Source organism: Streptomyces sp. JJ66 (assembly GCF_019303495.1).
In the GTDB taxonomy this organism is placed as follows: domain Bacteria; phylum Actinomycetota; class Actinomycetes; order Streptomycetales; family Streptomycetaceae; genus Streptomyces.
Genome location: NZ_JAEVFI010000047.1, coordinates 20,816 through 40,262, shown reverse-complemented (window position 1 = coordinate 40,262; position 19,447 = coordinate 20,816). Strand labels below are relative to the sequence as shown.

The 19,447-nt window shown below is 73.6% G+C and carries 16 protein-coding genes, 3 tRNA genes and 1 pseudogene; 9 read left to right on the top strand and 11 right to left on the bottom strand.

Going from position 1 to position 19,447, the window contains the following annotated elements; genetic code table 11:
* Together JJV70_RS21930 and purD are read right to left on the bottom strand one after the other, a co-directional pair.
* Positions 1-1,208, bottom strand: a pseudogene (locus JJV70_RS21930) (hypothetical protein); the annotation flags it as partial.
* Between the two features lie 398 nt (positions 1,209-1,606).
* Positions 1,607-2,875, bottom strand: coding sequence for a phosphoribosylamine--glycine ligase (purD, locus tag JJV70_RS21925; protein WP_219049771.1), 1,269 nt, complete (start codon positions 2,873-2,875; stop codon positions 1,607-1,609).
* A gap of 271 nt (positions 2,876-3,146) precedes the next feature.
* Here purD and JJV70_RS21920 point away from each other — a divergent pair, with 271 nt between their 5' ends.
* Positions 3,147-3,881, top strand: coding sequence for an SLATT domain-containing protein (locus JJV70_RS21920; protein ID WP_219049770.1), 735 nt, complete (start codon positions 3,147-3,149; stop codon positions 3,879-3,881).
* 187 nt (positions 3,882-4,068) lie between these two features.
* Here the strand turns inward: JJV70_RS21920 and JJV70_RS21915 are convergent, their stop codons facing one another.
* The 7 genes from JJV70_RS21915 to JJV70_RS21885 form a co-directional block, all read right to left on the bottom strand.
* The gene (locus JJV70_RS21915) at positions 4,069-4,725 is read right to left on the bottom strand and encodes a hypothetical protein (protein ID WP_219049769.1); all 657 of its coding nucleotides are present in this window, start codon (positions 4,723-4,725) and stop codon (positions 4,069-4,071) included.
* A gap of 105 nt (positions 4,726-4,830) precedes the next feature.
* Positions 4,831-4,903: transfer RNA gene (locus JJV70_RS21910), tRNA-Gly, on the bottom strand.
* A gap of 412 nt (positions 4,904-5,315) precedes the next feature.
* Entirely contained in the window at positions 5,316-6,083 is a 768-nt protein-coding gene (locus JJV70_RS21905; RefSeq protein WP_219049768.1) for an ABC transporter permease, read from the bottom strand.
* Positions 6,080-7,060, bottom strand: a complete 981-nt coding sequence (locus JJV70_RS21900; protein WP_219049767.1) for an ABC transporter ATP-binding protein — start codon at positions 7,058-7,060, stop codon at positions 6,080-6,082. The genes JJV70_RS21905 and JJV70_RS21900 overlap by 4 nt, the downstream gene beginning before the upstream one ends.
* 193 nt (positions 7,061-7,253) lie before the next feature.
* Positions 7,254-7,326: transfer RNA gene (locus tag JJV70_RS21895), tRNA-Gly, on the bottom strand.
* Positions 7,327-7,400: 74 nt separating this feature from the next.
* A tRNA-Gly gene (locus tag JJV70_RS21890) sits at positions 7,401-7,472 on the bottom strand.
* Between the two features lie 412 nt (positions 7,473-7,884).
* Entirely contained in the window at positions 7,885-8,202 is a 318-nt protein-coding gene (locus tag JJV70_RS21885) for an Lsr2 family protein (RefSeq protein WP_219049766.1), read from the bottom strand.
* 397 nt (positions 8,203-8,599) lie between these two features.
* Here JJV70_RS21885 and purS point away from each other — a divergent pair, with 397 nt between their 5' ends.
* From purS to purM, 7 genes are all read left to right on the top strand, one after another.
* Positions 8,600-8,905, top strand: a complete 306-nt coding sequence (gene purS, locus JJV70_RS21880; RefSeq protein WP_219049765.1) for a phosphoribosylformylglycinamidine synthase subunit PurS — start codon at positions 8,600-8,602, stop codon at positions 8,903-8,905.
* Positions 8,902-9,582, top strand: a complete 681-nt coding sequence (purQ, locus tag JJV70_RS21875) for a phosphoribosylformylglycinamidine synthase subunit PurQ (RefSeq protein WP_219049764.1) — start codon at positions 8,902-8,904, stop codon at positions 9,580-9,582. Before purS ends, purQ begins: the two co-directional genes overlap by 4 nt.
* Complete coding sequence (gene purL, locus JJV70_RS21870; RefSeq protein ID WP_219049763.1) at positions 9,579-11,828, top strand: phosphoribosylformylglycinamidine synthase subunit PurL; 2,250 nt, start codon at positions 9,579-9,581, stop codon at positions 11,826-11,828. The genes purQ and purL overlap by 4 nt, the downstream gene beginning before the upstream one ends.
* A gap of 78 nt (positions 11,829-11,906) precedes the next feature.
* A complete protein-coding gene (locus tag JJV70_RS21865) occupies positions 11,907-12,452 on the top strand; it encodes a PH domain-containing protein (RefSeq protein ID WP_257574375.1) in 546 nt (181 codons plus the stop codon).
* A gap of 51 nt (positions 12,453-12,503) precedes the next feature.
* Positions 12,504-13,310 (top strand): maleylpyruvate isomerase family mycothiol-dependent enzyme, encoded by an 807-nt coding sequence (locus JJV70_RS21860; protein WP_219049762.1) that lies wholly within the window; start codon positions 12,504-12,506, stop codon positions 13,308-13,310.
* A 177-nt stretch (positions 13,311-13,487) separates the two neighbouring features.
* Entirely contained in the window at positions 13,488-15,059 is a 1,572-nt protein-coding gene (purF, locus tag JJV70_RS21855) for an amidophosphoribosyltransferase (protein ID WP_219049761.1), read from the top strand.
* Between the two features lie 37 nt (positions 15,060-15,096).
* Positions 15,097-16,167, top strand: a complete 1,071-nt coding sequence (gene purM, locus JJV70_RS21850; RefSeq protein ID WP_219049760.1) for a phosphoribosylformylglycinamidine cyclo-ligase — start codon at positions 15,097-15,099, stop codon at positions 16,165-16,167.
* A gap of 174 nt (positions 16,168-16,341) precedes the next feature.
* Here the strand turns inward: purM and JJV70_RS21845 are convergent, their stop codons facing one another.
* Together JJV70_RS21845 and JJV70_RS21840 are read right to left on the bottom strand one after the other, a co-directional pair.
* The gene (locus tag JJV70_RS21845; protein WP_219049759.1) at positions 16,342-16,584 is read right to left on the bottom strand and encodes a DUF3073 domain-containing protein; all 243 of its coding nucleotides are present in this window, start codon (positions 16,582-16,584) and stop codon (positions 16,342-16,344) included.
* Between the two features lie 347 nt (positions 16,585-16,931).
* Complete coding sequence (locus tag JJV70_RS21840; RefSeq protein WP_308294957.1) at positions 16,932-18,092, bottom strand: amino acid dehydrogenase; 1,161 nt, start codon at positions 18,090-18,092, stop codon at positions 16,932-16,934.
* A gap of 231 nt (positions 18,093-18,323) precedes the next feature.
* Here JJV70_RS21840 and JJV70_RS21835 point away from each other — a divergent pair, with 231 nt between their 5' ends.
* The gene (locus JJV70_RS21835; RefSeq protein WP_219049757.1) at positions 18,324-19,295 is read left to right on the top strand and encodes a hypothetical protein; all 972 of its coding nucleotides are present in this window, start codon (positions 18,324-18,326) and stop codon (positions 19,293-19,295) included.
* Positions 19,296-19,447 lie beyond the last annotated feature (152 nt).

Below are 19,447 nucleotides of genomic sequence, written 5' to 3'. Positions count from 1 at the left end.
CTGCCGCCGTCGGGCAGCCGGGCAGCCCGGCCCGGTGGCGCCGGGCGGCCTGCCGTCGCCGGGGCGGGCTGCGGCGGGGCGGGACGCGGCCGGGCCGTGGCCTGTTCGCGCTCGGCGGGCGGCTCCGCCGCGTCCAGGGCGGAGAAGAGGCGGGCCGCCTGCGTGCGCCACAGCCGGTCCACGACCTCCTCCGGATACGCCGACCAGTCCACCGGAGCCCAGCCCCGGCCCGGTGTGGCGGGGCTGCCGTAGAACAGCCGGGCGGCCAGCAGCGACACCTGTTCGTCCACCGAGCCCGGCTCCTCCAGCAGGTCGCACGCGGGACGCTCGCCCAGACGCGAGGTGAAGCCCTCCGCCAGCCGGTCGCGCCGGGAGAGCTCCGTCAGCGCGGAGACCACGCCCGCGTCCAGCCGCGAGGGCCAGCGCCCGCAGCGCCAGGCGGGCAGCGCGACCCGCGTCAGCAGCCGGTCCCAGCCCGCGTAGGCCAGACCCACCTGCTCCTGGGCGAGCAGGCGCAGCCCGTGGTCCACCGGCTGCGCCCGGGCGGACGCCGCTGCCGCCACCAGGCGTTCCATCTCCGCCGCGTGGCCACCCGAGGCGCGCAACAGCAGCCGGGCCAGCGCGCCCACGCGGGGGCGCACCGCGGCGGCGTCCAGCGCGCGCACGAACCGCCGGGCCGCGGCGACGTCCGGGTGCATGGCGGGCCCGGTGCCCGCCACGACCGGGGCCAGCAGTGCCCGCAGCTCCGCGACCCGCATCCACCACAAGAACGGCGAGCCGATGACCAGCACCGGCGGCGCCGCGCCCGCCTTGCCGCGCTCCTCCAGCCAGCTGTCGCAGTCGGGTGTCAGCGCGATCCCGGACGGCTCTGGCACGTCCAGCTGGTCCGCCAGCTCCCGCACCAGCCGGTGCAGATCGGGTGCGGAGCGCTCGGACACCGGCACGGTCGGCGAGACGGCGGTGCGCGCGCGGGCGATCGCCGCCGTCACCACGGCGGCGACGGCCAGCACGGCCAGAGCCAGCAGCACGGCCGGGAGCACCGGCCACGCCCAGCCGCCGCCCACGTGCCCCGTGGCGATCCCGGTGAGCAGGACGACGGCCACGGCGGCGGGCAACAGCGCGACGGCGAAGGCCGCCTGGCGAATCCGCAGCACCGCCAGCGCGTGCTCCCGCGCAGACCGCGCGCCCCGTCCTGCCGCCATGGCCATGGACCGCTCACCCCCCTGCCGGGACGACGTGCCTGGGTACCCACCCACTGTCGCACCGGGCACCGACATCGCAATGTGCGGTGGGCCAGTTGACCGACCAGCCCGGCGTCCGCCGCGCGGAACCCTAGTGCGGGGGCGGGTGTCCGTCAGTAGCTCACGCCCCCCGGTCACTCAATGGAATGGCTCCGGCCAAAGCTCTTGCGTCACCCCGGGCGCTGTAGGTGCCCTGGTATGCCCCGGTGCCGCCCGTTTCCCCGGGCGCCGCGCCCCTCACCCCTCCAGTGACGTCGCGCTGGGCTCAAACGGGTGGGCGGGCTGACCGGGGCAGCCGACCCTGGGGTCACCTTCCGGCGGCGGACCGGGCCGCAGGCCAGGCGGGGAGACGGGAGACTTCCCCGTCACCCCTCGCCGCGCGCCGCCGCGGCCGCGATGTCCGTCCGGTGGTGCGAGCCCGCGAGCGAGACGCGGCCCACCGCGCGGTACGCGCGCTCCCGCGCGGCCGCGAGGCCGGGGCCCGTCGCCGTCACCGACAGCACGCGCCCGCCCGCGCTGACGACGCGCCCCGCCTCGTCGCGCCGCGTGCCCGCGTGCAGCACGTAGGCGTCGGGCGCGTCCTGCGCGGCCACCGCGTCCAGGCCCTCGATGACGTCCCCGCTGCGCGGTGTGGCCGGGTAGTTGGCGGCGGCGACCACCACCGTGACCGCCGCGCCCTCGCTCCACCGCAGCGGCGGGAACTGCGCGAGCGTCCCGGTCGCGGCGGCGTGCAGGAGCCCGGCGAGCGGGGTGCGGAGGCGGGCGAGCACGGCCTGTGTCTCCGGGTCGCCGAAGCGGGCGTTGAACTCGATGACGCGCACCCCGCGCGAGGTGACGGCCAGCCCCGCGTACAGCAGGCCGGTGAACGGCGTGCCACGGCGGCGCAGTTCGTCCACGGTGGGCTGGAGCACGGTGGCGAGCACGTCGTCCACCAGCTTGGGGTCGGCCCACGGCAGCGGCGAGTAGGCGCCCATGCCGCCGGTGTTGGGGCCCTCGTCGGCGTCGTAGGCGCGCTTGAAGTCCTGCGCGGGCTGGAGCGGCACCACGCTCTCGCCGTCGGTCACCGCGAACAGCGACACCTCGGGGCCGTCCAGGAACTCCTCGATGACCACGCGCTCGCAGGCCCGCGCGTGCTCGCGCGCGGCGGCGAGGTCGGAGGTGACGACGACGCCCTTGCCCGCGGCCAGCCCGTCGTCCTTGACGACGTAGGGCGCGCCGAAGGCGTCCAGCGCCTGGTCCACCTCGGCGTCGGTGGCGCACACGTAGGCGCGGGCCGTGGGCACCCCGGCGGCGGCCATGACGTCCTTGGCGAACGCCTTCGAGCCCTCCAGCCGCGCGGCCCGCGCGGACGGGCCGAAGACCGGGATGCCGCGCTCGCGCACCGCGTCGGCCACCCCGGCGACGAGCGGCGCTTCCGGGCCGATCACCACCAGGTCGGCGGGGCCGAGGCCGAGCCGGACGGCCAGCCCGGTCACGGCCGCGCCGTCCTGGGCGTCCACGGGGTGGAGGGCCGCCACCTCCGCGATCCCCGCGTTGCCGGGAGCGCAGTGCAGGGCGGTGACCTCGGGGTCGAGGGAGAGAGCGCGGCACAGGGCGTGTTCGCGGGCGCCGCCGCCGATGACGAGGACCTTCACCCGGCGAAGCCTAGCCGCCGGCGGACCGCCTCCCGTGCCCCGGTCCGCCCGGTGGTCGGCCCGGTGGTCCGCCCGGTGGTAGACGCTGCCCGCACCGCCGGGTACTCCTTTCGAGTGAGCGCGGGGAGTGACCCCTACCTGACGGCAGGCCGCCTGGGGGTGAAAACGGGCGGAAGTGCGCCTGAACGGCGGCGTCCGGGAACGGTAGGAAGAGGACCTTTGCGTGGTGCCCCGTGCGAGGTACCCGTGCCGCATGTGTTGGGAGTGGCGGGTGAGTCAGCCGGATAAGCAACCCGGGGGGAGTCGGCGGGAGGGCCGGAGCGATCTGCTCGGGCGTGCCTTCCCCCTAGGGGACTGGGGCGAGCCGGTCGAGCGGCTGGAGGAGCTGTACCTGTGGGTGGAGGACGGCGCGCTGCGCGGTATCGCCTGGTACCTGGCCGACCGCGCCTGGAAACGCCGTGGCGCCCGGCTGCTGCGTGCCGGTGCCGCGCTCGGCGGCACCGGCGGCGCCGCGCTGCCCGCGCTGGAGCTGACCGGCGTCTTTCCCGGTATCGGCGTCTGGGGCTTCCTGTCGCTGCTGACGGCCGCCGTGTGCCTGGGCGCTGACCGCTGGTTCGGCTGCACCGCGGGCTGGATGCGCGACGTCGCCACCGCGCAGGCGTTGCAACGCAGGCTGGAGGCGTTGCAGTACGACTGGACGGCGGAGGCGGTGCGCGAGGTGCTGGGTCCGGCCGAGGGCAGCGCCGCGGAGGCCGCCGAGCGCTGCCTGGGCCTGCTGCGCCGGTTCAGCGAGGACGTCACCGAGCTGGTGCGGGCGGAGACGCTGGACTGGATGGTCGCGTTCCGCTCCGGCCCCGTGCCCCAGCACACCCAGTCGCCGCCGCCGGTGTCCTGGGCGTCCCGTCCGGACGCCTCGCCCACGTCCGGCTACCCGCGCTTCTCCTTCCCGCCCCCGGCGGCCCGCCCGAACATGCCGCGCCAGCGTCCCCCGGAGAACCCCCGGTAGCCGACGGCGGGGCCCGGATGCGGCGACGGGCCAACCCGGGCGCTGGTCTCCGAGCGGACAGTCAGCGCGGCGCGGTCTGGCGCGGCGTCCCGGCCGGGGCGCGGCGTCGGCGGATGCGCGGCGTCCCGGCGAAGGCGGCGTCCCCGCAGCGGTGGCGTCCGGGGCGGTGCCGTCCGGGGCGGCGGCGTCAGGAGAAGACGATCATCGAACCCTGGGCCAGGCTGCGGGTGGCGGCGGCGTGCAGGCCCAGCCACACGTGCCGCTCCCGGGCGAACGGGCCGTCCGCCGCGAGGTCGGGCGGGCGCGTGGCCGGCTCGCTCAGGCTTGTCGGGCCGGGTGGCGGCGGGGGCGCGGGCGGCGGGTTGGCGGCGTCGATGCCCAGGTGCGGTGCGACGGACTGGAGTTCGCGCAGCAGGCCGTGCGCGGAGCCGAGCGGGCCGCCGGAAGCCATCAGCGCCTCCCCGGTCAACGGCGCCGCGAAGTCCACCGGGACGTACGCGCCGGCGTGGTCGAAGTGCCACACCAGGTGCGAGCCGCGGGCCGTCGTCTCGAACATCTCCAGCAGCCGCTCGTACTCGCCGCCGAGCACGTCCACGGGCGTCACCGCCAGGCCGCACAGCTGGAGCAGGTGGGCCCGGCGCAGGAAGTGCAGCGCGTCGTAGTCGAAGCCGGCGACCGGCGCGACGTCCCCGGACAGCCCGGGCATGTACCCGTGCACGGGCACCGGCGGCAGCCCCGCTTCCCGCAACGCCTGGTCATACAGCGCGATCTCTTCGGCCAGCGGGTTGTCCGGGCTGTGGCAGAGCACGTCCACGAGGGGAACCAGCCAGAGATCACAGGCCAACGCGGGGCTCCAGTCGGTCGCGGTCGCGAGGTCGTCGGGCCAGGGTAAGGCCCGGGCCACACAGCGCGAAGGGCTCCGGCCAATGACCGGAGCCCTGCTGAGCGGAGCGGACGACGAGGCTCGAACTCGCGACCTCAACCTTGGCAAGGTTGCGCTCTACCAACTGAGCTACGTCCGCGCGGTTGCGTCCACGAGTATAACCGTCCCGCGCCCCGCTCATCCCCGCCCCCGGCGGCCGCTCACCAGGGCCACCGCCGCGACGACGAGGACGATGACCAGAACGATCAGCACCAGCTTTCCCACCGCCGCCTCCTTTCCCGTACGCCGCACCTCTGTCCACCTACTGCCTACCCGCCCCCACCCCGCCCACGCCCCGCCACCGCGCGGACCCACCGGCTCCCCGCGCGAGGACGGCCCGCCCACACCCGGCCATGCGCGCGGGCGATGCGGGTCCACAGCGGGTCCGGGACGTTGTCGGGACGGCACCCGGTCATGCGCGCGGGCGATGCGGGCCACCGCATGGCGGTTCTCCGCACCCAGGCCAGCGCCCGGCCGGCGGCCCGGGTGACGCGCGCTGCCCGCAGCCGGGGTCAGTGGCGTGGCTCCCAGCGGAACCACCGGCGTACCGCCAGCACCGACAGCACCGTCCACACCAGTGCGAGCCCCAGGGCCCTGAGCACGTCGCCGCCCGTGCCCTGGCCGAGCCAGCCGTAGCGCACGAGGTCCATCACCGGGGTCAGCGGCAGCAGCCGGAAAGCCTCGGCCAGCGGGTCGGGGAAGATCTCCAGCGGAACCATCAGGCCCGACGCGACGAGCGAGACCAGCAGCAGCGGCATGACCGTGAGCTGAGCGCTCTCGGTGCTCCGGGTGAACGCCGAGGTCGCCGCGGCCAGTCCCGTCAGCATCACGCACCCCAGCAGCACGCCGAGCACCAGCAGGTCCGCCCGGGCCGGAAGCGCCAGATCCAGCGCCACCACACCCGCCACCAGCAGCAGCACCACCTGGAGCAGCGCCAAGGCCACCGACGGCAGGGCGGTGCCGCCCAGGATCTCCGCGTCCGTCGGCTCGCTGGTGCGCAGCCGCTTCAACAGCAGCTCCTCACGCCGCGCGACGAAGGCCGAGACGAGGTTGTTGTACACGACGAGGATCAGCACGATGCCGACACCGCCGGTCATCACCATGCCGTTGGCGGTGGTTCCGATGTCGTCGAAGTCCACCTCGGCCACCGACGACCGCGTGATGCCGACGAACAGCAGCGGCATCAGCAGCGCGGTGAACACCGCCGTGCGGTTACGCAGCAGCAGTGTCAACTCCGCCCGGCCGAGCGCCCCGATCCGTCCCAGTACCGCCGTGTTCACCGGGTTACCTCCGCGCGCTCGTCCTCGCGGCGCGCCCCGTCGGCGTCCGCGTCATCCCCCTTGGCGATCTCCAGGAACGCCTCTTCCAGCGACGCCGACCGGGCGTCGAGCCCGCTCAGCTCCACGCTCTCCGCCCGCGCCCACACCAGCAGCTCCGTCAGCGTCTGCTGTAGCTGGGTGGTGCGCACCTCCACGCGGCGCCCGTCCACGGCGGCCGGACCCGACAGCGGCAGCCGCGCGGGCGGCACGTCGTCCGGCAGCGTGAACCGGATGCGCGAGGGCCGGGACGCCGTCACCTCCTGAGGTGTGCCGGCCAGCACGATGCGGCCCGCGCGCATGATGGCCAGCCGGTCGGCCAGCTCCTCGGCTTCCTCCAGGTAGTGCGTGGTCAGCAGCACCGTGGTGCCCCGTGCCCGCAGCTCCCGCACCACCTGCCAGGTGTCGCGGCGGCCCTCGGCGTCCATGCCCGTCGTCGGCTCGTCCAGGAACAGCACCTCCGGCCGCCCCAGCAGGGCCATCGCCAGGTCCAGCCGCCGCTTCTCGCCGCCAGACAGCTGCTTGACGCGGACGCTCGCGCGGGCCGTCAGCCCGACGATCTCCAGCGCCTCCTCGCGTGGTCGCGGGCCGGTGGTGATCCCCGCCCACATGCGCAGCGTCTCCGCGACGGTCAGGTCACCGGCGAAGCCGCCCTCCTGCAGCATGATCCCGATGCGCGGCCGGAGCTTGGCCCGGTCCTTCGCCGGGTCCAGCCCCAGCACCCGCACGCTGCCCCGGCTCGGCCGGTCCAGCCCCTCCAACAGCTCCACCGTGGAGGTCTTGCCCGCGCCGTTGGTCCCCAGCAGGGCGAACAGCTCACCCCGCGCGACGTGGAAGTCCAGCCCCCGCACGGCGTCGAACCCGTCCGGCCCCTTCGCCCCGTAGCGCCGCCACAGGCCGCGCGCCTCGATGGCCGTCTCGTCTCTCCGCGTTTCCGGCATGCCCCCACCATGCCGCCTCACGGGGCGGAAACGCCGTGCGGGGGGTGACATGACCTCGTGTGACACAGGTCAGCCGGGACGCCGGGCACTCGCCTGGCTGGTCCGCAACGGGCGTGCGGCGCGGCCCGGTTCGGCGACCACCGGCGCATACGACAAAAGAGGTCCCCGGCGCACCGGGGACCTCTTTTCACTGAGCGGACGACGAGGCTCGAACTCGCGACCTCAACCTTGGCAAGGTTGCGCTCTACCAACTGAGCTACGTCCGCACGCTTCCACCCGGCTTCCACCGAGTGGCGCAACACGCACTCTACCCGATCGCGAGGACCGGAAGAGTACACGGAGCGGGTGACAGGAATCGCACACTGCGCCTCCCTCTTGGAAAGAGGGCGCTCTACTACTGAGCTACACCCGCGTGACCTGCGATTTCGGGCCTTTCCGGCCCGCCCTCGCGGCGTGCTCCAGACTGTAGCCGATCACCGGGGGGATCGTGCAAGTCGGCTTCCGCGCGGGCTCCGGGCCGCCCCGGCCTTCGGGGTGGGCGGTGGCCTCCCCCGGCCGCTCAGTTCCGGTTCCGGCGTCGGGGCAGACGCCCCGGGAGCCTGGCCCCGGAACCGGACGACCCCGGCTCAGGTTCGCCTCCGGCCAGGTGCCAGGTGCCAGGTGCCAGGTGCCGGGTGCCAGGTGCCAGGTGCCAGGTGCCAGGTGCCGGTGGTGCGGCCCCGGTCCCGGGTGCGGTGACGGCGGGCTCCCCGGGCCGGACCGCGCGGCGGGCGGCCAGACCCGCGCCCGGCCGCCCGCCGTGCGGCCCACACCGCCCGGCCGCCTCACCTCGCAGCGGTGAACGCCTCGTACACCCGCTTGGGGATGCGGCCGCGCGCGGGCACCTCGTAGCCGTGGGACTGGGCCCAGGCGCGTACGGTCTGCGGGTTGGGTGCGAGCGAGGTGTGCTGGAAGGTCTTCCCGGAGCGGGCCCGCTTGCGTCCGGCGCGCACATACGGAGCCAGCGCCCCGCGGAGTTTCTTGGCGTTAGCCGAGTTGAGATCGATCTCGTACGACTTCCCGTCGATCCCGAAGGTGAGCGTCTCGGCGGCTTCCCCGCCTTCCAGGTCGTCGGAGAGTGTGACCACAACGCGCTGTGCCACGGATATCAGTCCTTTCGGGAGGATCGCCGCCCCGAATGAGCGGTGATCACCACGCTGACGTGCGGCGATGCGGAAGCTATCGCCGGGAGGGTGTCGCCTCTCCCTTTCTACAGCGCCCGTCGCCACAATGTGAAGCCGAGGAAATTGCCACCGCGTGTCCCGCCGCAATCGAACCCTACGTTTTTCTGTTCGTTCCGGGCACCGTTTCCGGCACCCTGAGATGTGAATGTGATCCGCCGTGGCCGAAACCGGAACGAAACCGGACGCATATCTACCCGTGTAGAATCCGCGCCCCCGGTACGCTGAGGCTGCGGCCGCGCAGGACCGTCACGGGCGACCTCGCTGACGACGGGACGCGGCATCGGGCAGGCAAGCACCAACACCACCGGGAGTACCTGTGGCTCGCGTCGTAGTTGACGTCATGCTCAAGCCGGAGATCCTCGACCCCCAGGGACAGGCCGTGCAGCGCGCGCTGCCGCGCCTCGGCTTCAGTGGCATTTCGGACGTCCGTCAGGGCAAGCGTTTCGAACTGGACGTGGAGGGCCCGGTGGACGACGCCGCGCTCGCCCGCATCCGCGAGATGGCCGAAACCTTCCTCGCCAACACCGTGATCGAGGACTTCACCGTCCGCGTCGAGGACGCAGCCGGTGACTCCGCCGGTGGCCCCGCCGGAGACCCCAGCACCGCAGGGGCAGCGGCATGACGACGCGCATCGGAGTCGTGACCTTCCCCGGCTCTCTCGACGACACCGACGCGCTGCGCGCGGTGCGGCTGGCCGGGGGCGAGCCGGTCGCGCTGTGGCACCGCGACACCAGCCTGCGCCAGGTGGACGCCGTCGTCCTGCCCGGCGGCTTCTCCTACGGCGACTACCTGCGCTGCGGCGCCATCGCCCGCTTCTCGCCGGTGATGGAGACGGTCATCGAGCAGGCCAGGGCGGGCCTGCCGGTGCTCGGCATCTGCAACGGTTTCCAGGTGCTGTGCGAGTCCCACCTGCTGCCCGGCGCGCTCACCCGCAACGACCACCTGCACTTCGTGTGCCGCGACCAGCGGCTGAAGGTGGTCAACGCCGACACCGCCTGGACGCGCGACTACACGGCCGGCCAGGAGATCACCGTCCCGCTGAAGAACGGCGAGGGCGGCTACGTCGCCGACGAGCGCACCCTGGACGAGCTGGAGGCGACCGGCCGGGTCGTCTTCCGCTACCTCGGCAAGAACCCCAACGGCTCGCGCCGCGACATCGCCGGTATCACCAACGAGGCCGGGAACGTGGTCGGCCTCATGCCGCACCCCGAGCACGCCGTGGAGGCCCTGACCGGTCCCACCACCGACGGGCTCGGCTTCTTCACCTCCGCCCTCAAGACGCTGGTGGACGCACGATGACCCTGGACACCGTCAAGCACGCGACCGACACCCCCGGCACCGCGCAGCCCTGGTCGGAGCTGGGCCTGAAGGAGGACGAGTACGCCCGGATCAAGGAGATCCTGGGCCGCCGTCCCACCGGTGCCGAGCTGGCCATGTACTCGGTGATGTGGTCCGAGCACTGCTCCTACAAGTCCACCAAGGCGCACCTGAAGCAGTTCGGCGAGAAGGCTCCGGCCAGCGACGCGCTGCTCGTGGGCATCGGGGAGAACGCCGGTGTCGTGGACATCGGCCAGGGCTACGCCGTCACCTTCAAGGTGGAGTCGCACAACCACCCCTCCTACATCGAGCCCTACCAGGGCGCGGCCACCGGCATCGGCGGCATCGTGCGCGACATCCTGGCCATGGGCGCGCGTCCGGTCGCCGTCATGGACCCGCTGCGGTTCGGCGCCGCCGACCACCCCGACACCCGGCGCGTGCTGCCCGGCGTCGTCGCGGGCATCGGCGGCTACGGCAACTGCCTGGGCCTGCCCAACATCGGCGGCGAGGTCGTCTTCGACTCCTGCTACCAGGGCAATCCGCTGGTCAACGCGCTGTGCGTGGGCGTGATGAAGCACGAGGACATCCACCTCGCCCAGGCGTCCGGCACCGGCAACAAGGTGATCCTCTACGGCGCCCGCACCGGCGGTGACGGCATCGGCGGCGTCTCGGTGCTGGCGTCCGAGACGTTCGACGAAGAGGGTCCGGCCAAGCGCCCCGCCGTGCAGGTCGGCGACCCGTTCCAGGAGAAGCTGCTCATCGAGTGCACCCTGGAGATCTTCCGCGAGAACCTCGTCGCGGGCATCCAGGACCTCGGCGGCGCGGGCCTGTCCTGCGCCACCTCGGAGCTGGCCTCCGCCGGGTCCGGCGGCATGCGCGTCGAACTGGACACCGTGCCGCTGCGCGACGCGACGCTCTCGCCCGAGGAGATCCTCATGAGCGAGTCGCAGGAGCGCATGTGCGCGGTCGTGGAGCCCGACAACGTCGAGCGCTTCCTGGCCATCTGCGAGAAGTGGGACGTCACGGCCACCGTCATCGGTGAGGTCACCGAGGGCGAGCGGCTGGAGATCTTCTGGCACGGTGAGCAGATCGTGGACGTCCCGCCGCGCTCCGTCGCGCACGAGGGCCCCACCTACCACCGCCCCTACGCGCGCCCCGCCGGACAGGACGCGCTGCAGGCCGACGACGCCGCGAAGCTGCCGCGCCCGGCCGACGGCGACGCCCTGCGCGCCCAGGTGCTGAAGCTCGTCGGCTCCCCGAACCAGGCCGCCAAGACCTGGATCACCGACCAGTACGACCGCTACGTGCTCGGCAACACCGTCCTGGCCCAGCCCGAGGACGGCGGCATGATCCGCGTGGACGAGGAGACGAACCTCGGAGTCGCCGTGGCCACCGACGGCAACGGCCGCTACGCCAAGCTCGACCCCTACACCGGGGCGCAGCTCGCACTCGCCGAGTCCTACCGCAACGTCGCCGCGACGGGCGCCACCCCGCTCGCCGTCACCGACTGCCTCAACTTCGGCTCCCCGGAGGACCCGGGCGCCATGTGGCAGTTCGCGGAGGCGTGCCGGGGCCTGGCCGACGCCTGCCAGACGCTCGGCACCCCGGTCACCGGCGGCAACGTCTCCCTGTACAACCAGACCGGTGACACCGCCATCCACCCGACGCCCGTCGTCGGCGTGCTCGGCGTCATCGACGACGTCACCCGCCGCACCCCCATGGCGTTCACCGAGCCCGGCCAGCTCATCTACCTGCTCGGTGACACCCGGGAGGAGCTGGGCGGCTCCGCCTGGTCCCAGGTCGTCCACGACCACCTCGGCGGGCTGCCTCCGGCGGTGGACCTGGAGCGCGAGCGGCTGCTCGCCGAGATCCTGGTCTCCGCGTCCCGGGACGGCATGATCGACGCCGCGCACGACCTGAGCGACGGCGGCCTGATCCAGGCGCTGGCCGAGTCCTGCCTGCGCGGCGGGGCCGGTGCCCGCATCGTCGTGCCGGACGGGCTGGAACCCTGCGTGTTCCTGTTCTCGGAGTCCGCGGGCCGCGCGATCGTCTCCGTCCCGCGCAGCGAGGAGCTGCGGTTCACCGACATGTGCGGCGCGCGCGCTCTGCCCGCCACCCGCGTCGGCGTGGTGGACGGCGACGCCATCGACGTCCAGGGGCAGTTCACGCTCCCGCTGGACGAGCTGCGCGCGGCCCACGAGGCCACGCTGCCCGCCCTGTTCGGCTGACGCCGGCCGGGGACGGCTTCGCCGCCGTGCGGGAGACGCGCTCCTGGCGCGGCGGCGGGGCTGTGCCAGGATCGGGCCATGGCAGTCATCGCGGAGCGCTACCTCGCCGACGACGAGGAGCTGGTGCACGTCACCCGGCAGCACTGGACGGAGATGGTCAGCGAGTTCCTGATGCTGTGCGGGATCTGGGTCGTCGCCGGGTTCCTGCTGGCGGCGATCCCCGGGGACGCGGAGTGGGGCCAGGGCGGCACCTACCTCATCCTGGGCGCCGCCGTGCTCGCGTCTGTCTGGTACTGGCTCGTGCCGCTGCTCCAGTGGCGCTTCACGCTCTACATCCTCACCACCAAGCGCATCCACAAGCGCTCCGGTTTCCTCACCAAGCGCGCCCGCAGCATCCCGCTCATCCGCGTCAACGACGTGTCGTTCAAGGCCAGCCTGTGGCAGCGCATCATGCGCTACGGGACGCTCAAGATCCAGTCCGCCTCCGAGATGGGCACGATGACGCTGCGCCACGTCCCCGACCCCGAAGGGCTGAAGGCGCTCATCTACCAGCAGGTGGACGAGGAACAGCGCGGCGACCACCTCGGCGGCTACGAGGCCCCGCCCGCGCCCGGCCTGCGGTAACCCCTGCGGGGGTGCGCGGGCGCGCGGCCCCGGGCCGCTACGCTCGGCAGCATGCCGCCAGCAGCACGTCGCAAGTCCCGCGCCTACGACCCGATCCGGGTCCGCAACGCCCTGGCCGCGCAGGCCGAGAACGTCCGCGCCGCCGCGCACCGCTGCACGCCTGAGCAGCTGGCCCGGCCCACCGCGCTGCCCGGCTGGGACGTCCGCCATCTGCTCGTGCACCTCGCCGGGCAGATCGACGCCGTGCCCCGCCTGCTGGCCGAGCCCGCGCCGACCGCCACCCGCCCGCGGACCGACGTCATCCAGTGGGCCCTGTCCACCGCCGACCTCGCCGAGCTGCTGGACTCCCGCACCCGCGACGACGCCGCCCGCACCCCTGACGCCTCCGCCGCGATCGACGCGGCCACCGAGGAGCTGGAACCGGTGCTGGAGATGGCCGTCCGCGAGGATGTGCTGCTGCCGCACCGGTTCGGCGCGATGCGCGCGCTGGACTTCGCCGTCAGCCGCCTGGTGGAGCTGGTCGTGCACACCGACGACCTGGTGCGCGCGCTGGGGACGCCCGTCTCGCTGGACCGGTACGCGCTCGCCGCGACCGTACGCGTCCTCGCCGACGCGCTCGCGGCGAAGGCGCCGGGCGGCGCGGTGGAGCTGCGGGTGCCGCCGTTCGCCGTCATCCAGTGCGTGGCCGGACCCCGGCACACGCGCGGCACCCCGCCGAACGTGGTGGAGACCGACCCGCTGACCTGGCTCCGGCTGGCGACGGGCCGTCTCGCGTGGACGCGGGCGCTGGCCTCGCACGCGCTGTCGGCCACGGGGCCGCGAGCGGACCTGGAACATCACCTGCCGGTGCTCGGCTGAGCCGCCCCAGGACGGGCTGGGCGGTGCCCGTCTCCCGCTCCGGACGGGACGGGGTTGGGGAAAAAACCAGCGGTGCCGTGACCTCGCTCTCGTAGGATTCGCGGCAACCGCAGGTCAGCGCCGGAGGAACCCAGGCCCGGTTCGGCGTCGACGGAGACCGCGTCTAGACTCGTCGGCGTGGCACCACGCGGCGATGGTCGACTGAATCACGATCTCCTCCCCGGCGAGAAGGGCCCGCAGGACGCCTGCGGCGTCTTCGGCGTCTGGGCCCCCGGCGAAGAGGTCGCCAAGCTCACCTACTTCGGGCTCTACGCCCTCCAGCACCGGGGACAGGAGTCCGCCGGTATCGCGGTCAGCAACGGCTCGCAGATCCTGGTCTTCAAGGACATGGGCCTGGTCTCGCAGGTCTTCGACGAGACCTCCCTGGGCTCGCTGCACGGCCACATCGCCGTCGGCCACGCCCGCTACTCCACCACCGGTGCGTCGGTCTGGGAGAACGCCCAGCCCACGTTCCGCGCGACCGGGCACGGCTCCATCGCGCTCGGCCACAACGGCAACCTGGTGAACACCGCCGAGCTGGCCGAGCTGGTCGCCCAGCTCGCCGACGCCCGCAGCGGGCGGGCCAACCAGGTGGCGGCCACCAACGACACCGACCTGGTCACCGCGCTCCTCGCGGGCCAGAGTGACGACGACGGCAAGCCCCTCACCGTCGAGGAGGCGGCCCCGCTGGTGCTGCCGAAGGTGCGCGGCGCGTTCTCGTTCGTCTTCATGGACGAGCACACCCTCTACGCCGCCCGCGACCCGCAGGGCATCCGCCCGCTGGTGCTCGGCCGCCTGGAGCGCGGCTGGGTCGTCGCCAGCGAGACGGCCGCGCTCGACATCGTCGGCGCGTCCTTCATCCGTGAGGTCGAGCCCGGCGAGCTGATCGCGATCGACGAGGATGGCCTGCGCAGCAGCCGCTTCGCCGACGCCCGGCCCAAGGGCTGCGTCTTCGAGTACGTCTACCTGGCCCGCCCGGACACCGACATCGCGGGCCGCAACGTCTACCTCTCCCGCGTCGAGATGGGCCGCAAGCTCGCGGCGGAGGCCCCGGCCGAGGCGGATCTCGTCATAGCGACGCCCGAGTCCGGCACCCCGGCCGCGATCGGCTACGCGGAGGCCAGCGGCATCCCGTTCGGCGCCGGTCTGGTGAAGAACTCCTACGTCGGGCGCACCTTCATCCAGCCCTCGCAGACCATCCGGCAGCTGGGCATCCGGCTCAAGCTGAACCCGCTGAAGGAGGTCATCCGGGGCAAGCGGCTGGTCGTCGTGGACGACTCCATCGTCCGTGGCAACACCCAGCGCGCGCTGGTGCGGATGCTGCGCGAGGCGGGCGCCGCCGAGATCCACGTGCGCATCTCCTCGCCGCCGATCAAGTGGCCGTGCTTCTTCGGCATCGACTTCGCCTCCCGCGCCGAGCTGATCGCCAACGGTCTCAGCGTCGAGGAGATCGGCACGTCCCTGGGCGCGGACTCCCTGTCGTACATCTCCATCGACGGCATGACCGAGGCGACGGCGATCGCCAAGCCGAACCTGTGCCGGGCCTGCTTCGACGGCGAGTACCCGATGGAGCTGCCGGACCCGGAGCTGCTCGGCAAGCACTACCTGGAGCCTCAGGCCGCCGCCCCGGCCACCGACCGCCCGGACGCGGACGGGGTGCGCAGCCTGCTCGCCGGTCCCGGCGGCGCGGACGCCCTGCGCCGTCCCTGACGCGGCCCCCTCGTCCCCCTGCTGTGTACGGAGAGCCATGACTGAGCCGAGCCAGCCCGTTTCCTACAAGACGGCCGGCGTTGACATCGAGGCGGGCGACCGCGCGGTCGAGCTGATGAAGGAGTGGGTCGGCAAGGCCCAGCGCCCCGAGTCCCTGGGCGGCCTCGGCGGCTTCGCCGGACTCTTCGACGCCTCGGCCCTGGCGCGCTACCGGCGTCCGCTGCTGGCCTCGGCGACGGACGGCGTCGGCACCAAGGTCGCCGTCGCCCAGCGCATGGACGTGCACGACACCATCGGGCGCGACCTGGTCGCCATGGTCGTGGACGATCTCGTGGTGTGCGGCGCGGAACCGCTGTTCATGACGGACTACATCTGCGTCGGCAAGGTCGTGCCCGAGCGGGTCGCCGCCCTCGTCAAGGGCATCGCGGAGGGCTGCACGCTCGCGGGCTGCGCGCTCGTCGGCGGCGAGACGGCCGAGCACCCCGGGCTGCTGGGCCCCGACGAGTACGACGTCGCCGGTGCGGGAACGGGCGTCGTCGAGGCCGACCGGCTGCTGGGCGCCGAGCGGGTGCGCGCCGGGGACGCCGTGATCGCCATGGCCTCCTCCGGGCTGCACTCCAACGGCTACTCCCTGGTCCGGCACGTCCTGCTGGAGCGCGCCGGGTGGGCGCTGGACCGCGCTGTGCCGGAGTTCGGCCGCACGCTGGGCGAGGAACTGCTGGAGCCCACGCGCATCTACTCCCTGGACTGCCTGGCGCTCGCCCGCGCCGTGGACGTCCACGCCTTCTCGCACATCACCGGCGGCGGGCTGGCGGCCAACCTCGCCCGCGTCATCCCCGACACGCTGCACGCCACCATCGACCGCACGACGTGGACGCCGGGCGCGGTGTTCGACACCGTGGGCGCGGTCGGCGGCGTCGCGCGCGAGGAGCTGGAGCGCACGCTGAACATGGGCGTCGGCATGATGGCCATCGTGCCCGCCGACGCGGTGGACGCCGCGCTGACGGCGCTGGCCGACCGCGAGGTCCCGGCCTGGGTCGCGGGCTCCGTCACCCACCGTCCGGCGTCGGCGCCCGTGGTCACCCTGACCGGCTCCTACGCGTCCTGACCCGGGCTGGGGCGGGCGGCGCCGGGGCGGCGTCACCAGGCGGCACCGCGTACGCAGGCGGTACCGCGTACCCAGGCGGTACCGCGTACGCCAAAAAGCCCCAGCACCCACCCGGGACTGGGACTGAATGGCGGTGTGGTCAGCGCCCGTGCTTCCAGCTGAGGGCGCGACCGCTCAGCGGCGCCGGGACGACTCCTGGTCGTCCTCGTCCTCTCCGTCCGCGCTGTACACGTCGGCGTACCGCGCGTACGGGTCATCGTCCTCGTCGTCCTCGAACGGTTCCCCGTTCGGCGGCTGCTGCGACGGCGAGGATGCACCCAGCTCTTCGGCCAGACGCGAGAGATCCGTTCCGCCGCTGTTGTACTTCAGCTGGCGGGCGACCTTCGTCTGCTTGGCCTTGGCCCGGCCGCGCCCCATGGCTCGACCCCCTCAACGACGGGGCCCAACGACCCCAGAGTCTTGACACGCGTTCATGGTGGAGAGCGGACCCTCGGCAGAGGGACCGGCTCTTAGGGCTTCAACGGTACCTGCTTCCGCGCCCGTACGGTACGCCGTCCGCGCGACCGAGCAGGTCACCGGCACGCCCGGTGACCGGTACTTCGCTGGTCAACGGTGATTTTACCTTGTCGTTGGCGGAAGACCCGCAGGCGGGTGGTGAGAGAAATCTCCCCCACCACCCGTCACTCAAAGTGACGCACTCGCACGTCCGTACGGAGTACCCGCCAAGCGGGTCCCGGCCCCGGGTCCAAGCCGGGCGGCCCGCGTCAGCCGACGGGCTTCAGCCCCTCGCCCGCGAGCCGGGTGCCCGCGGCCATGCGCTGCTCGGCGACGCGGTCGGCGGCCGCGGCGGGCGGCACGCCGTCGGAGTCGGCCCGGGCGAAGATCTCCAGCGTCGTGTCGAAGATCCTCTCCGCCTTGGCCTTCGCCCGCGCGAAGTCGAACCCGTGCAGTTCGTCCGCGACCTGGATGACGCCCCCGGCGTTGACCACGTAGTCGGGCGCGTAGAGCACACCCCGGTCGGCGAGGTCCTTCTCCACCCCCGGGTGGGCGAGCTGGTTGTTGGCCGCGCCGCACACCACGGACGCCGTCAGCACCGGCACCGTCTCGTCGTTCAGCGCGCTGCCGAGCGCGCACGGCGCATACACATCAAGGCCCTCGGCGCGGATCAGCGCCTCGGTGTCGGCGACGGCGGTGACCTCCGGGTGCGCGGCCGTCACGCGGGCGACGGCCTCCGCGCGCACGTCGGTGACCAGCACCTTCGCCCCGTCCGCCAGCAGGTGCTCCACCAGGTGGTGGCCCACCTTGCCGACACCGGCGATGCCGACCGTGCGGCCGCGCAGCGTGGGCGCGCCCCAGCGGTGCCGGGCGCTTGCCCGCATGCCCTGGAAGACGCCGAAGGCGGTGAGCACCGAGGAGTCGCCCGCGCCGCCGTTCTCGGGGGAGCGTCCGGTCGTCCAGCGGCACTCGCGGGCCACGATGTCCATGTCCTGGACGTACGTGCCCACGTCGCACGCGGTGACGTAGCGCCCGCCGAGCGAGGCGACGAACCGGCCGTAGGCGAGCAGCAGCTCCTCGCTCTTGAGCTGGTCCGGGTCGCCGATGATGACGGCCTTGCCGCCGCCGTGCTCCAGCCCGGCGAGCGCGTTCTTGTACGACATGCCCCGGGCGAGGTTCAGCGCGTCGAGCGCCGCCGCCTCCTCGGGGAACTCCTCGCCCGCGTAGGCGTGGAACCGGGTGCCGCCCAGGGCCGGGCCCAGAGCGGTGTTGTGGAGGGCGATGACGGCTTTGAGGCCGCTGGCCCGGTCCTGGCAGAACACGACCTGCTCGTGGCCGCCGAGCTCGGAGCGGAACAGGGCGGACAGCACTCCGGCCTGGCCCGCGGGCACGCCGTCGACGCTGACGGAGTGGGGACGTACGTCAGTCACGGTGGTGACTCCTGTAGTCGCGGAGGGCGCCCTCCGAAGGGTGGGGGAGGGCCTGTAGTGCAGCAGGGTACGACCTCGCGCCGGAAGGTGGGCCTGGCAGATCATGGGTGTGCCACTTTCGGGGCACTCATGCCTGGTGGACGGGCACCGCGGTGGTGCCGGGGCCGTGGGCGGCCCGGTGCCCCGGGGGTCGTCAGCAGCAGGCGCGAGTGAAGAGGGAGGGCGACGCACGTGGGCCCGACGTTGGCCTTGAGCATCCCGTACGTGTCCTACTTGCGGGTGTACGAGCCGCTGGCCGCCTTCCCGGAGCCGGAACGCACGTACTGGGCGCGCTACGCCCGGCGCGAGCACCGCCCCGGCGCCCAGGACGAGCTGCGCCGTTCGCTGGCCGGGCTGCTGCCGGTGCCGCCGGTGGCCGTGCCGGAGCGGGAGAGCGGGGACGCGTTCGTCGCCGAGGTGGACGGCGTGGTGTGCGTGTGCCCGTGGCGCACCCGGCTGCGCGCGTGGCTGGCGCTGGCGGAGGCGGACCGGGAGCTGCCCGCCCAGGTGCTGGACGCCGCGCTTCCGCCCGTCGTCCGCCGCCAGGCGGAGGCCGACTACGAGCGGTGGCGCGAGCACCACCCCGACGCGCGGCCCTGGCTGCGCTCGGCGCTGTGGCACGTACCGGTGCGCTGGTTCCTGCTGTTCTCCGACGAGGAGCGCGAGTACACCGAGTACACCGAGAGCCCCGCGCCCGCCCAGGACGGCGCGGACGCCGGGCCAGCCGCCGCGCACGGCCCGGACGGCGGGGACGGCGGGGACGGCCCGGACGGCCCGGACGGCGGGGACGGCGGGCGCGGCCCCGGGGCGGGCGGCGCGGGGACGCGGCTGCGCTACCGGACGCCGATGGTGCAGGCCCGCCGCCGGCTGGCGCGGAGTCTGCGGACGCTGAAGACGGAGATCCAGGAGGGGCCGCTGGTCGATGGCCTGGTAGATGTGGGGCGGTGGCTGGAGGAATTCCACCCGCGTTCCCTCGTCGAACTGGACTACGGCGGACTCGTGCATACGATCTCCGGGGAACAGCTCGCGGCGGACCGTTCGGCGGCCGAGGCGGCCGAGGGGATCGCGGCGCTGCGGGACGGCGACGCGGAGCGGGCCGGTGCCGTCTTCGAGCGGCTCACGGAGCGCTGGCGGGCCGTCCAGGAGCGCCAGTTCGCCAGCTGAGCGCTGCGGCCCGGCGGGTGCGGGGGCGGTGGTGCGCGGCGTTCGGGACCTTGGTCCCGAACCGGGCTTTCGGCTCAAGCGTGACGGATGGCACGTAATCCCGCGTAAAGAGCCCCTTGCCTGCAAGGCCACTCCTCGTGTCAAAATAGGAC

What these genes read in the sequence shown, in the direction of transcription:
- JJV70_RS21900 (WP_219049767.1), bottom strand. Translation starts at nt 7,060, where the DNA reads ATGCCGGAAACGCGGAGAGACGAGACGGCCATCGAGGCGCGCGGCCTG.
- purQ (WP_219049764.1), top strand. Translation starts at nt 8,902, where the DNA reads ATGACGACGCGCATCGGAGTCGTGACCTTCCCCGGCTCTCTCGACGAC.
- purL (WP_219049763.1), top strand. Translation starts at nt 9,579, where the DNA reads ATGACCCTGGACACCGTCAAGCACGCGACCGACACCCCCGGCACCGCG.
- JJV70_RS21865 (WP_257574375.1), top strand. Translation starts at nt 11,907, where the DNA reads ATGGCAGTCATCGCGGAGCGCTACCTCGCCGACGACGAGGAGCTGGTG.
- JJV70_RS21860 (WP_219049762.1), top strand. Translation starts at nt 12,504, where the DNA reads ATGCCGCCAGCAGCACGTCGCAAGTCCCGCGCCTACGACCCGATCCGG.
- purM (WP_219049760.1), top strand. Translation starts at nt 15,097, where the DNA reads ATGACTGAGCCGAGCCAGCCCGTTTCCTACAAGACGGCCGGCGTTGAC.
- JJV70_RS21845 (WP_219049759.1), bottom strand. Translation starts at nt 16,584, where the DNA reads ATGGGGCGCGGCCGGGCCAAGGCCAAGCAGACGAAGGTCGCCCGCCAG.